This window comes from Nesterenkonia sp. LB17 (genome assembly GCF_022565915.1).
Taxonomy (GTDB): domain Bacteria; phylum Actinomycetota; class Actinomycetes; order Actinomycetales; family Micrococcaceae; genus Nesterenkonia.
In genome coordinates this window covers 431,815-443,916 of sequence record NZ_JAJOYX010000003.1, presented here as the reverse complement: position 1 = coordinate 443,916, position 12,102 = coordinate 431,815, and the positions used below count along the sequence as shown (strand labels likewise).

Sequence of the window (12,102 nt, the reverse complement as noted above, 5' to 3'; positions counted from 1 at the left end):
GCGGGCTGCCCAGCGGCCCGCCGTCTGGCTGACTAGCGGGGGGACTCGGTCTGGGGTCCCTGCTCCTCTGCGCTGCGCTGCTGCGCGCGGAGCTTCTCCTGGGTGAGGTGAAAGTCCTCGGCGAGGGCGTCTTCTGCCTGATTGTCATCGAGCTCCGAGCTGCCCAGCTTGCGGTCTCCGCCGAAGCGGCGGGCCAGCTCCTGTCCCGCCTCGAGGCGCAGCCTGTTGAAGAACAGGTAGCCCAGCGCCCAGGACACGATCAGGCCGACGATCAGGGCGAAGATCACGGTGTATCGGCCCAGATCCAACATCAGGCAGGCGGCGAACACGATGAAGAAGGCACCCAGGCGGAGCAGCGAGTATTTCAGCACAGACATGATCCCAGTGTAGGTCCGCTCGCTGGTGAATCCGAGCTCACAGATCAACTACGCTGGAGAGATGATCAGGATCATTATCGGCTTGGGAATCGTGGGGCTGGGGCTGTTGATCTACAGCCTGGTCGAATGCCTGCAGACCCCGCGCCATCGGATCCGCGTGATGCCCAAGGTGGCGTGGATCGCGGTGATCGTGCTGCTGCCGATCATCGGTGCCAGCCTCTGGCTGGGCTTCGGACGTGTCCGCGCCCCGAAGAAGGGCGGCCAGGCCCCGCGCCGGCCCCGCTCACCCGATGATGACCCCGACTTCCTGCGCCAGGTGGAGATCCAGCGCCGCCAGCGGCAGCGCGCCGAGGAGCAGCGCCAGCGGGATGCCGACGCACGCCGCAAGGAGCGAGAGCTCAACGCCCGCACCCAGGACGCCCGTGAGAGGGAGCTCGGCGACGCCGCCGATGCGGCCGTGGCGGGGAGCTCCTCCGCCGAGGACGCCGGTGAGCCCAGCTCCCAGGACGGCGGCCCCAGCAATGGCCGGCCCAAAGGTGGAGACGCCGGGGAGAGCCGGAAGAAGTCGTCAGATGACGACGACGACGCCGGCGGCCCCCAGCCCGCACCGCGCAGCTGAGCTGAGGATCCGCTCGGCGCACGGTCAGCTCGGCTCCCCGCCGGTTGAGGATCAGGTCACCTCAGAACCAGGTCAACTCAGAACCAGCGCCGCCGAGTAGGTCAGCGCGAAGGCCATGCCGATCAGGCTGGTCAGCTGCAGCACCTTGATCAGCGCCGGACCCTTCTTCTGCAGTGAGAGCATGATCCGCGCCGGTCCCAGCGCCAACGGCAAGGCCAGCAGCACCAGCAGGAACCACCAGCTGTGCACCAGCAGCGCCAGCGGCAGCACCAGTGCGAGGCCCACCATGGCGACATAGCTGAACCGGGCACGGCGTTCCCCGAGCCGGACGGCCAGGGTCACCTTTCCTGCCTCGCGGTCCGTGGGGATGTCCCGGACGTTGTTGGCCATCAGCAGCGCCGCGGCGATCAGTCCTGAGCCCACGGCGCCGATGCCGGCGCCCACGCTCAGCTCGGCGGCCATGGCCCAGGTGGTGCCCAGGGTGGCCACGAGTCCGAAGAAGACGAAGACCATGATCTCGCCGAGTCCGCGGTAGCCGTAGGGCCGGGACCCGCCGGTGTACCACCAGGCGGCCAGCACGCAGGCGGCGCCCACGGCGAGCATCCACCACATCCCGGTCAGGATCACGATGATCAGCCCGGCCAGCGAGGCCAGACCGAAGCTGACGAAGGCGGCGTCCTTGACCTGCCGAGGCTTCGCCGCCTTGGATCCGGTCAGCCGCATCGGCCCCACACGCTCGTCGTCGGTGCCGCGGATCCCGTCGGAGTAGTCATTGGCGTAGTTCACGCCCACCTGCAGCGCCAGCGCCACCACCAGGGCCAGTGCCGCGATCAGCAGATCGAAGCTTCCCAGTGCGTGCGCGGCGGCGGCGCCGATGATCACCGGGGCCACCGCCAGCGGCAGGGTCCGCGGCCGTGCTCCCGCGACCCATTCCTTCACAGTTGCCAAGTCGTGTCCTTTCGTTGCTGTCTTCTTACGCGGTGACGCGCGGATAGCTCGGTATTTCATCTTCAGCGCTCCCGTGTCGGGCCGGAGCGCGCGGTCCGCCCGCTCTGTGTCGGACCGGCTCAGGACGGTGATTCGCTGAGCAGTCGCAGCAGCCGCTGCCGGTCAGGCTTGCCGCTGGCCAGCAGCGGGAGCTCAGGAAGGATCAGCAGCCGCTTGGGGGTGGCCGCGCGGCCCAGAGCCTGACGCACCCGTGCGGTGAGCTCGCGGTGGACCTCCTCGGCGCTCGGTGCCGCAGGGGCGGGGATCGGGCCGGCGCTGGCGCCGGAGTATGAGCGCGCATCCGCTCCGATGCTCGCGGTGAGCGTGACGGCGACACTGATCTGCTGTCCCCACTCGGGGTCCGGGACCGGGCCGACGAAGGCCTCCCGGACCTGCGGGTGGCTGAGCAGAACCGAGCGGACGCGCTCGGCGGAGACCTTGACCCCGCCGGTGTTGATCACGTCATCGGTTCGGCCCGAGATGCTCAGGAGCTGACCCGCGGCGTCGGTGCGGACCTCGCCCAGATCATCGGTGAGGAAGCGGCGCTGCCCGGACTCGGGGTCGACGTCGAAGTGCGCCGCGGTCAGGTCCGGGTCGGCGATGTAGCCGGAGGCGACCATGGGCCCGCTGATCCGCACTCGTCCTGAGCCTGCGTCTTCGGCGTCCTGAATTTCGAGATGTACGCCGGGCAAGGGTCGGCCGTCGTAGACGCAGCCGCCGCAGGTCTCGCTCATCCCGTAGGTGCGCACGACGGTGAGCCCATGCGCCGCTGCGCGCTGCAGCAGCTGCGGGGAGGAGGCGCCGCCGCCCAAGAGGATCGCGTCGAAGCGGGCGAGCGCCGCGGTGAGTGCCTCATCCTGCGGGACATGGTCCAGCAGGCGCTGCAGCTGGGTGGGGACCAGGGAGATGAACCGACGTGCGGCCGAGAGCTGCTGGGCGGCCTGGGTGAAGGCTGTCGGATCGGTGGTGTGCTGCAGCAGCGGCACCGGAGTGGTGCCGGCGGCGAGGCTGCGGGCGAGCACGGCGAGGCCCGCGACATAGCTCGGCTGCAGGGTGAGCAGCCACTGTCCGTGCCCGCCCAGCGCCTGCGCGGTGGCTGTGACCGAGGCGTGGATGGCCGCGGCAGGAAGCAGCGTCTGCTTCGGGGTGCCGGTGGAGCCGGAGGTGCGCACGATCACCGCCCTCAGGTCGGCGGGGACGTCGTGGCGTGAGGTCCAGGTGGGAACGCCGGTGGCGTCAGCGGGCTGGAACTCCAGCGGGGGAGCCGCGGGGCCAGATTCTCGGTGCAGGGCAGCTCCGGCGTCGAGAGCTGAGCCCAGTGCGGCGTCGAGGGCGGTGAGTGCCGCGGGAACCCAGGAGTCGGTCGGCGAGGTGGTCTCGGGCACCTCAGCTGCCGCCGTCGTCCTTCTTGTCTCGGTCATCTCGTCTGCGCTTCTCCAGCTCTTCCAGTCGGGCTTCGAGCATGTCCAGGCGCCAGCGGTCCTCGGCGGACAAGTTCTCCTCGGACTTGGTGGGGATCTGCGGGCGCTCGAGCTCTCCCTTGTCGCCCTTCTCCAGCTTCTTGACCCGCTTGCGCAGCGTCTCGATCTCATCCGCCGCGTCGGAGCCCCCTGGCAGTGGCCTACCGGTGGCCATGCTCACGATCTGGGCGAGGGTGAACATGACGATTGCGATAATGACGATCCACGCAAACCAAGGCAACATGAGCCAAGATTAGCAACTGTGCTCCTCAGCCAGGGAGATGCGGGTGCTCAGGGTGCGACCGGGACATGGCGCCTAGGTTCGGCATCGTCTCCACCAGCGGCCATGCGGGTCCCCGGCGTCGGTCGCTCCGACAGTGTCCTGCTGCCGTTGCGCGTCCCCCGCAGCAGCGGAGTGACTCATCGGGCCTATCGAACCTGCTCCGTGCCGCGACGACGACGGCCAGGGTGGCGGGGACCACGGCGTCAGGAACACCACGATGGCCCCGGTGAGGGTCACGAAGAGTCCCGCCGTCGTGGACATCGTTGGCTTGGACATGGTCATGCTGGACCGAACCGCGTTCGAGGGTTCCAGCCCAGCAGCGTCATCGGGTGGCAGCGAACGGGGCCTGCCGGACGTAGATCTCCTGGTCGAGCACGTCGGTCAAGAAGATCGCGAGATCGGTCCGGCGCATACCGGTGGAGCGTGTTGACACGTGCGCATCATGTTCGACGCCGCCGGTAGCGGGTCCGTCCATCAGTCGGGGTGGGCGCACCAGGGTCCAGTTCAGCTCGGTGTCCTGCCAGGTGGCCAGCTCCACGGTCTTGTCAGCGACCATGGAGCGGGCGAACAGGCCCATGGCTGCGGAGATCACCCGGTCCCGTCGGCTCTTGCAGTCCCCGTCGGCGTCGACTCCGGCGCCACTGATTCCGATGTAGCGGCGCACCCCGGCCATTCGCATCGCCGGCACCAGCTGCTCGACGGTCTGCCGGTGCAGCTGGTTCTGCTTCCGTGCAGGGCCCAAGGTCGAGATCACCGCCTCGGCTCCTACCAGCGCCTCGGCCAGCGCCTGTGGGTCCCGGCTGTCCCCGATGACCACCCGTGCGTGCTCCGGAGCCCTGTCCGGGTCACGAACCAGCGCCGTGACCTGGTGGCCTCGTCGGAGCAGTTCTTCCACCAGCAGTCGACCTGTCCTGCCGGTTCCTCCGAGCACAGCGACGTTCATGATGTTCGGCCTTTCTTCTGCGGGGTCTGAAGAGGGGAGTGGGGTTCCCACGCGGCGCGCTCGCGCAGCGCGAACTCCCTCAGGGTGGTGGGTGCCCGGCCGGTGACGGCCCGGATGTCGTCGGTGAGGTGCCCTGCCAGTCCCAGTCGGGCGGTGGAGTGGATGATGGTGGTGGCCACAGTCATTGCAGGATCGAAGCCCAGCGTCGTGCGGGCATGCCGGGCGTAGTCGAGCATGCTGGGCCGCCGATAGGTGATGGTGCGGCCCAGCACGGAGCTGAGCACCTCGGCGACCTCGTCATAGGTCAGGGACTCGTCACTGGTGGGCGTCCAAATCCGGTCGGTGTGGTGTGCGGGGTCCAGCAGCGCCGCTGCGGCGACCTCAGCGACGTCGTGGGCGTCCACGAATGCCGTACGACCTCCGCCGGCGGGCACCATGATCTGGTTGCGTTCGCGAATGTCCGCGGCGAAGACGGTGGAGAGGTTCTGGTCGAAATAGGAGGGACGCAGGAAGGTCCAGCTCAAACCGGATCTGCGCAGCCATCGCTCGAGTCCCGCGTGGGGCAGCGCGGGTACGCGCCCGGCTCCCTGCACGGAGAGCAGAACCACGTGCCGCACTCCCCGTGAGCGCGCGTCCCTGAGCGCCGGCACCAGCCCGCGGCGCACATCGCCGATCTGCGGCGGACGCACCAGGAACATCGACTGCACTCCGGCGAACGCCGGGCCCCAGGTGCTCGAATCGGTGAAGTCGAAGGACACGCCTTCGGGGTCCTGGTTGCCTCGGGAGGCCGGGCGAACCTCTGCTCCGGCCTGGCGGAGTGCCCGGAGCAGAGGGGCGCCGACGTTGCCGGTGGCCCCGGTGACAAGTATCGGCGGACTCATATGTGTATGGTACACATATGGATGTTGATCTGCACCTGCTCGATGATTCGCTGATTCGGCTGCGTCGGCTGTGGGGGGCCTCGCGCAATCGACTGGTGGCCGATGGCAGCACCTCAGTGGAGATGTCGAGTCTGCTGGTCGTGGAGGCCTGTGCCCGAGGAGCGGATGAGCACCGCGAAGTCACCGTCGGAGATGTCGCTGATCTGGCTGATGTGACCGCTTCGACCGCCAGCCGCCTCGTGGATCGCGCTGAGGAAGCAGGACTCCTCCACCGCACCCCGTCTGGCGTCAACGCCCGGCGCACTGCCCTGGTCTTGACCCCTGCTGGCTCCGCATTGCGCCAGCGCGCGGTGACGACCCGCACGGCATGGCTCGCCGACCAGGTGCGTGAATGGGACCCGGATGATGTCGAGCGACTGGGGGTGCTCCTCGCTCGTTTCGCCGACGGGCTGAACCACAGCAGTGCTCAGGACCTGGTGTGATCAGCTTCAGGGCGCGGCAGGAAGAGCATTGATCTCCCGCACCATGATGTCCGGTGCCCCTCCCGAGGCCAGGTGCGGGCGAGGGCCCTGCGTTCCTGCCACCTCGGGGCCTGCCGGAATGTGACAACCACCAGGACAGACATCCCCACCATGTCCCTGAATGCCAGTTCCAGCGAGTGGTCCCGGTTGCCGCTGCCGATCAGCGTCGTCATCTGATCCACCTGATCGTGGCCGGACAGAGGGGCATCCAGTGCAGAGACCGATGCGGCTGCGACGGTGGTGCGCCAGGCGCCAGGCGCCGAACGCTGAGCCGGTGACCGGCAATCGTTATGTGACCGACACGTCTGGAGGCGTGACGATGACTGACGTGGATGCGTCTTATCAGTGTGACCATCAACCACGATGATCAGGCACGACCTACACGATGGAGTGATTACTGTGACTACCCAGACTCAGAACAAGCCGACCTCGGGTAAGCCTGGCGTCGCGGCGGCGGGGTCCGCGACCGTGGTGAAGTCCGAAGACGGCGGCAGGGGGTCCACCACCATCGTGGACAACGTGGTGGAGAAGATCATCGGCATCGCCACGGTAGCGGTTCCCGGCGTGTGGGCCGTGGGCGGTGGCGTTGAACGCGCGATCGGCTCGATGCGCGACGTCGTGGGCCAGCACAACCTCACGCAGGGGGTCTCGGTCGAAGTCGGTCAGACCCAGGTCGCCGCAGATCTGAACCTGGTGGTGGAGTACCCGTACCCATTGCAGGAGGTGGCCGAGAACGTCAGGAATGCCGTCTACGGCGTGATCCAAGAGCTGATCGGCATGGAGGTCACCGAAGTCAACGTGGTCATCAGTGACATCCATCTCCCCGAGGTGGCGGACGAGAGTGACGACGCGCCCGAGTCCAGAGGCTCTCGCGTCTCATGAGTGCCACCGTCTCCGGCGCGGCCATCGGAGCGGTTCTGGCGCTCACGCTCCTCGTGTTCGGCTTCTGGGGACTTCTGCTGGTTGCCGTTGCGACGGTCATCGGGGCGATGCTGGGCAGGATCGTGGAGGGTCGGCTCGATCTTGCCGGCGTGATGGACGCCCTGCGCGGTCAGCGCTCCTCATGAGCACCGTTTCGGAGGTCGGACTCGTTCCATCAGGAACCTCCGGTGCGGTGCATCGGCGTGTCGGCCATACCAGGATCAGCTCACGGGCCCTGACCGGAGTCGTGGAAGCGGTGACCGCCGACGTCTTCTGCGTGCCGGTACAGAGCCTGAAGGCCCAGCTTCGCGATGACCAGGGGATGCTCTGGGTCTCGATTGCCGTCCCGATGGCCGTGTCGCCGCTGCGTGGGATCGGACGCATCTCGGATGGCGGCGGCCAGGGCTCGCTCTACGATCGTGCTGAAGCAAACCGCAGACGCATCATCGAGCAGACGCGTCTGCTCACGGGATATGTGGTCGGGCGGGTCGACCTCCGCCTGATGGGTGAGCCCTTGGCGCGGCAGGGAAGACGCCGATGAGCACAACACTTCCTGCGCGACGGGTCGCCCGCCGAACCACCCATTCCTCGCGGGCCATGGCGTCGGTGGTCACTGCGGCACTGCTGATCCTTGTGCTGGTGTGGGTGGGAGCAGAAACGGTGCTTTCTGCTCTCGACGCGCCGGCACTGCTGGTCTCTTCGGTTGAGATGGGCGAGTGGCTGATCGCGGTGCCGCAGCACACCACGTCCGCGGGACTTGTGGGTGCCGGTGTGGGGCTGGTGCTGATCGGCCTGGCGCTGGTGCTGGTCGGAATCCTCCCGGGTCGCCGGCCCCGCCACGTTCTTCCCAGCGAACGCAGCGCCATGGTGGTCGATGACGAGGTCATCGCCGCGGCGCTGTCTCGCGCGGCCCGCAAGGCCGCTGGACTGCTGCCGGGACAGGTCACCACCGCGGTGAGGCGCCGCGGCGTGGACGTTAGGCTCCGGCCCACCTCGGGGGTGGCACTCGACCAGGCGGCCGTGGAGGAGGCGGTTCGCCACGAGCTGGCCTCCTATGGGCTGCGCCCGGAACCGGCCGTGAGGGTCCATGTCAGCAACCGGGGGGTGGTGGGGGGATGAACGGCACGCCGCGCAGCCTGAACCGGCTGCTGATCACCCTGCTGGGAGTGTGGCTGATCGCTGCGGGAACGCTCACCGCTGCCGCGGGGCTCAACCCGAGCATTGCTCAGGCCTGGTCCCGCACAGGAACAGACACATGGGCATGGGTCCTGGAGCAGCTCCGATCGGCACCGATGGGGGACACAGGCATCAGCTGGTGGACCGTGGCACTGGTGGGTCTCGTGGTCTTGGCGATCCTCCTCCTGCTCCGCTGGATGTTCTCTCAGGGTGGGGGTCGCAGCGACAGGCTCGGCGTCCGCAGCACGAGCAGCGGCACCACCACGGTGGACCACTCCCTGGCGGCCCGAGCCATCAGGGAGGCCATGGAAGGTGATGGCGAAGTCCTCTCCCTCAGGGTGTCCTCGTGGAAGATCAAGGGCGGCTACGGGGTGCAGATGGTCGTCCGTGCCCGCAGGGGCGCGTCACCCCGGCGGATCGCCGCCACGGCGGAGGAGGCGATCGCGGGCCTGGACACGCTGCTGGGGGAGCTGATCCCGATCTTGGTCCACATCAGAGCCGGCCCACGTTCGCGCTCGACCCGCACCGGGCGCCCCCGTTGATCCTCTCGCCCCTTCCCGAATCGCGGCTCCCGGCGGCCGCCAGGAGTGCGGAGCCCATATAAGCCGCTGCAAGACACAAAGCGATGCTCGGGCTGACAGGGGTCGCTGGATAGACTGTGATCACCATCACGTGGCATTGGTAGGTGTTGGGACGGAGGAGCGATGGACGGGCCGGAGGCGCCGGGCTCGTCGGACCTGGCGCAACAGACAGATGTGCTTCTGGTCGAACGCGCCATCGATGGCGACGTGGACGCCTTTGAGGTCCTGGTCCGCAGACACGGTCCCATGGTGTACGCCTACGCTCGGCGCCTTGCGGGGGCAGCCGTCGACGCGGAGGACATCACCCAGGAAGCCCTGTTGCAGGCATGGCGGCAGCTTCCCACTCTCAGGGATGCCGTTGCTCTGCGAGGCTGGCTTCTCAGCATCACCAGCCACTGCGGCATTGACCTCTTGCGTCGGCGCCGCACGACCCCCACACCCAAGGACCTTGAACCCGGAACCGTCGACGACAGTCCCGCCCCTGAGAGCTCTGCCATCGAAGCTTGTCTGCTGGAGGCACTCTCCGAGGCGCTGCACCGATTGCCGGAACAACAGCGGCAGTGCTGGGTCCTCAGAGAGATCGGCGGGCACTCATATCAAGAGATCGCAGAGATCTTGACCATCAGCATCCATAGCGTCCGAGGGAACCTGTCCAGGGCGCGTGCCGCCCTGCTTAGAGAAATGGAGGCGTGGCAATGACCTCGGTGCCCACCCATCCCGGCTACAGGCACTCACTCGAAGACCTCAACGAGTACCTGCGCACCGGCGAGCCCAACTTGGAGCCCCATGTCCGAAACTGCCCCAGATGTCGATCCAGCCTTCAAGGCCTTCGACGCCTGGACAGTCTCACCGACCGCCTCGCCCAGGACGACATCTGCCGGGCCGAGAGCGTGGGTGCGCTCTGGCTGGGCCGCCTCGTGGCGCGGCTCCGCGTGGAGCCCAGAGCGCAGGAGCCGCTGTCCATACCCGTCAAGGGTCCAACCCCGACTGCCGAGGGTTTCGTGCTGGCACTGATTCGCTCCACCGGAGACTCCGTGGCAGGTGTGACGATCGGTCGGTGCCAGGTTCAGGGAGACCGCGAGACGCCTAGCTCTGGAGTCCGAGTCCAGGTCAATCTGAGTGCCCGGTGGGGCCATCCGCTGCCAGACCTGGTCCACGCCTTGCGCGACCGACTGTTCGACGCGCTGACACGCCACGCCGCTCTCGACGTCGACGGCATCGATATCACCGTCACGGATGTCTATGTCCCACGCCCGCAATCGACCGGGCCACCCGGGCAACGGACCGGCGCTGCCCGAAGGGATCAAAGCGCACCATGATCTTCTCAGGACTCACCGGATGAGGTCGGGCTGGTCACTCAATCGCTCGTCCTGCAGTTCAGGGACGATCATGACCGGACCAGCGGCTCGCAGGAGCACACCGCGGGAGACCGAACCGAGCAGCACCCCGGTGAATCCGCTGCGGCCTCGGGTGCCGACCACGGTCAGCTGCGCCTCGTGGGTGGATCTGCTCAGCTGTGCCACCGGATCCCCAGGTTTCACCGCGGCCGTGATGGTCAGCGAGGGGTAGTGTCGGCCCAGCCACGCGACTTCTTCCGCCAGTGACTCCTCCAGCTGCAATCTGCGCTGGTCGATGATGCGTTGGTCGGGGGTGTCAAGTCCTGGATACCAGTCCAACCACCCCTCCAGGGTGGGCAGAGCCATCAACAGATGCAGGACCGTGCCGCGGTTCAGCGCCTGCTCTGCCGCCTGAAGAGCCGCGATCCTGCTGTGCGGCGACCGGTCTATGCCGACGATCACCGGCCGCTCATCCGGCACCGGCTCGAAGCGGGTCGGGTCCGCCGCATCAGTGATCTTGTACTGCCGGGCGACGACGACGGTGGGGCAGCGAGCATGGGCCGGGAGCGCCGATGACACGGAGCCCAGGAGCCGTCCCACGAATCCGCCGCGACCCCTGGCGCCCACCACTGCCAGCTCCGCCACGGTGGAGAGATCCACCAACACCCCTGCGGGGTCTCCGCGTTCGGTCCGGTAGATGACTTCACCCGGGTAGTCCTGAAGATAGCTCCGCGCCTCATCGAGCAGAGCCTTCGCGGCAACGACGGAGTGTTGGGCCTCGAACTTGTCCGGCACTGCCCCGATCGTGGTTGCGACCGGAGCGGGCACGCTGTACGCGCTCACGATGGTCAGCCTTCGACCGCTGCGCTGAGCCTCCATGGCGCCGTAGTGCAGCGCCTGGATGGACTGCTGGGAGCCGTCGAATCCGACCAGCACGCCCAGGTCGCGCGCGGCGGGGTCGAAGGCCAGGGGGCGTGGCGCCGAGTGGGTGTCATTCTCCATTGCGGACCTCCACAGGGGCCTGTTCGGAGGGTGCGGACGAAGGCCCCTGTCAGGTGTTCGCCCGCTCGTCTTCTTGGATCTCAGTGAGTGATGGGGCTCGGAGCGTTCAGCTTGGATGACACGCTGAAGGGGCCCCGTGGCTCCAGGGTCGGCACACCATCGGATCCGTCGCCCTGCACGAGGGGAGGGCATCTGCGATGCCGCATTGATGCCGCTTCACTTGCGACGCCGAAAGGGTGCGAAGTGGATTCGACGAACTGCAAGGCGGTTGTCGATCCGAGTCACATCAGGAGAGACCCACGTGGCGAGGCTGGCCTGCTTCTTCTCAGCCAGTGATCTCACATAACCGGTGAACACCGCAGTGTTGCCGGTGATGGTGACGATCACGTGGCTCGCGTCGATCTTCTGGTTGAGAGACATCGCCTTCTTGACCCGGTCCGCGGCATTTTCGATGGGGGTCCGCACCCGGAGCGTGGTCTGGTCCTCCACATGCTCCACGCCAGCGACGTTCTCAACGGCCCGTTTCGCGAGTTCACGTTGGAAGTTCCAGTCCACCTGACCGGTGAGAACTGCTGTGAAGTTCTCCACCCGGGCTTCGACCGTGCTGGGGCTGTTCGTTGATCGCGCCAGAGCCTTCGCGATCGCGGCATTGGCTTCCGATTGGATGTTCGATTCCTGAGTATGCGTGAGCGGGGTCCGGTCGTCGGCCGTTTCCAGCTCATGTTCGAATGCGGTCTGTTCGCTGGGTTTCACAGGCGCTCCCTAAACTCATGGCTCGCTGTTTCGCGGAGCTCACTCCACTGTGACGGGTATCGCACAGGTGACACAGGGCCATTGGTCCCACAGTGCTGCTGGCAGCACCGAAGGAGATCTCGGTTGCCACGGTGATCCTGCCGTGGAGCGGGTCCGTGCGGCTGGTTCGTGCAGGAAGTGCTGCTCCGGGGGTGACTGTGGACTGGCGGTCGGTCAGAATGCAGGTATGCGATGGAGGCTGAAGCCTGCATCGCTGTGCAG

16 protein-coding genes are annotated in these 12,102 nt (G+C 67.3%); 8 read left to right on the top strand and 8 right to left on the bottom strand.

Going from position 1 to position 12,102, the window contains the following annotated elements:
• Positions 1 to 32: 32 nt before the first annotated feature.
• The gene (locus LTH96_RS09520) at positions 33 to 377 is read right to left on the bottom strand and encodes a DUF4229 domain-containing protein (RefSeq protein ID WP_241465479.1); all 345 of its coding nucleotides are present in this window, start codon (positions 375 to 377) and stop codon (positions 33 to 35) included.
• Positions 378 to 438: 61 nt separating this feature from the next.
• Here LTH96_RS09520 and LTH96_RS09515 point away from each other — a divergent pair, with 61 nt between their 5' ends.
• A complete protein-coding gene (locus LTH96_RS09515; RefSeq protein ID WP_241465478.1) occupies positions 439 to 996 on the top strand; it encodes a PLD nuclease N-terminal domain-containing protein in 558 nt (185 codons plus the stop codon).
• A gap of 72 nt (positions 997 to 1,068) precedes the next feature.
• Here the strand turns inward: LTH96_RS09515 and LTH96_RS09510 are convergent, their stop codons facing one another.
• The 5 genes from LTH96_RS09510 to LTH96_RS09490 all read right to left on the bottom strand — a co-directional run bounded on the left by LTH96_RS09510 (position 1,069) and on the right by LTH96_RS09490 (position 5,550).
• The gene (locus tag LTH96_RS09510; protein ID WP_241465477.1) at positions 1,069 to 1,944 is read right to left on the bottom strand and encodes a 1,4-dihydroxy-2-naphthoate polyprenyltransferase; all 876 of its coding nucleotides are present in this window, start codon (positions 1,942 to 1,944) and stop codon (positions 1,069 to 1,071) included.
• 119 nt (positions 1,945 to 2,063) lie between these two features.
• Complete coding sequence (locus LTH96_RS09505) at positions 2,064 to 3,404, bottom strand: AMP-binding protein (RefSeq protein ID WP_241465476.1); 1,341 nt, start codon at positions 3,402 to 3,404, stop codon at positions 2,064 to 2,066.
• Positions 3,370 to 3,645, bottom strand: coding sequence for a hypothetical protein (locus LTH96_RS09500; RefSeq protein WP_241465475.1), 276 nt, complete (start codon positions 3,643 to 3,645; stop codon positions 3,370 to 3,372). Before LTH96_RS09500 ends, LTH96_RS09505 begins: the two co-directional genes overlap by 35 nt.
• Before the next feature lie 403 nt (positions 3,646 to 4,048).
• A complete protein-coding gene (locus LTH96_RS09495; RefSeq protein WP_241465474.1) occupies positions 4,049 to 4,669 on the bottom strand; it encodes an NAD(P)-dependent oxidoreductase in 621 nt (206 codons plus the stop codon).
• Positions 4,666 to 5,550, bottom strand: a complete 885-nt coding sequence (locus tag LTH96_RS09490; RefSeq protein WP_241465473.1) for an NmrA family NAD(P)-binding protein — start codon at positions 5,548 to 5,550, stop codon at positions 4,666 to 4,668. The genes LTH96_RS09495 and LTH96_RS09490 overlap by 4 nt, the downstream gene beginning before the upstream one ends.
• Before the next feature lie 17 nt (positions 5,551 to 5,567).
• Between LTH96_RS09490 and LTH96_RS09485 the strand changes: the two genes are divergently transcribed.
• The 7 genes from LTH96_RS09485 to LTH96_RS09455 all read left to right on the top strand — a co-directional run bounded on the left by LTH96_RS09485 (position 5,568) and on the right by LTH96_RS09455 (position 9,448).
• Positions 5,568 to 6,032 carry a MarR family winged helix-turn-helix transcriptional regulator gene (locus LTH96_RS09485; RefSeq protein ID WP_241465472.1) on the top strand — a complete coding sequence of 155 codons (465 nt, stop codon included), beginning with the start codon at positions 5,568 to 5,570 and terminating at the stop codon, positions 6,030 to 6,032.
• 438 nt (positions 6,033 to 6,470) lie between these two features.
• The gene (locus tag LTH96_RS09480; protein WP_241465471.1) at positions 6,471 to 6,953 is read left to right on the top strand and encodes an Asp23/Gls24 family envelope stress response protein; all 483 of its coding nucleotides are present in this window, start codon (positions 6,471 to 6,473) and stop codon (positions 6,951 to 6,953) included.
• Entirely contained in the window at positions 6,950 to 7,138 is a 189-nt protein-coding gene (locus tag LTH96_RS09475; RefSeq protein ID WP_241465470.1) for a DUF2273 domain-containing protein, read from the top strand. The genes LTH96_RS09480 and LTH96_RS09475 overlap by 4 nt, the downstream gene beginning before the upstream one ends.
• Before the next feature lie 101 nt (positions 7,139 to 7,239).
• Positions 7,240 to 7,533 carry a hypothetical protein gene (locus tag LTH96_RS09470; protein ID WP_241465469.1) on the top strand — a complete coding sequence of 98 codons (294 nt, stop codon included), beginning with the start codon at positions 7,240 to 7,242 and terminating at the stop codon, positions 7,531 to 7,533.
• Positions 7,530 to 8,111 (top strand): DUF6286 domain-containing protein, encoded by a 582-nt coding sequence (locus LTH96_RS09465; protein ID WP_241465468.1) that lies wholly within the window; start codon positions 7,530 to 7,532, stop codon positions 8,109 to 8,111. Before LTH96_RS09470 ends, LTH96_RS09465 begins: the two co-directional genes overlap by 4 nt.
• Positions 8,108 to 8,710: a hypothetical protein gene (locus LTH96_RS09460; protein ID WP_241465467.1), complete on the top strand. Its 603-nt coding sequence runs from the start codon at positions 8,108 to 8,110 to the stop codon at positions 8,708 to 8,710. Before LTH96_RS09465 ends, LTH96_RS09460 begins: the two co-directional genes overlap by 4 nt.
• Before the next feature lie 162 nt (positions 8,711 to 8,872).
• Entirely contained in the window at positions 8,873 to 9,448 is a 576-nt protein-coding gene (locus LTH96_RS09455) for an RNA polymerase sigma factor (RefSeq protein ID WP_241465466.1), read from the top strand.
• A 632-nt stretch (positions 9,449 to 10,080) separates the two neighbouring features.
• On the opposite strand, the gene LTH96_RS09450 is transcribed toward LTH96_RS09455, so the two are convergent.
• Both LTH96_RS09450 and LTH96_RS09445 read right to left on the bottom strand, forming a co-directional pair.
• Positions 10,081 to 11,088, bottom strand: coding sequence for a universal stress protein (locus LTH96_RS09450; protein WP_241465465.1), 1,008 nt, complete (start codon positions 11,086 to 11,088; stop codon positions 10,081 to 10,083).
• Positions 11,089 to 11,304: 216 nt separating this feature from the next.
• Positions 11,305 to 11,841, bottom strand: coding sequence for a BON domain-containing protein (locus LTH96_RS09445; RefSeq protein WP_241465464.1), 537 nt, complete (start codon positions 11,839 to 11,841; stop codon positions 11,305 to 11,307).
• Positions 11,842 to 12,102: the final 261 nt, after the last annotated feature.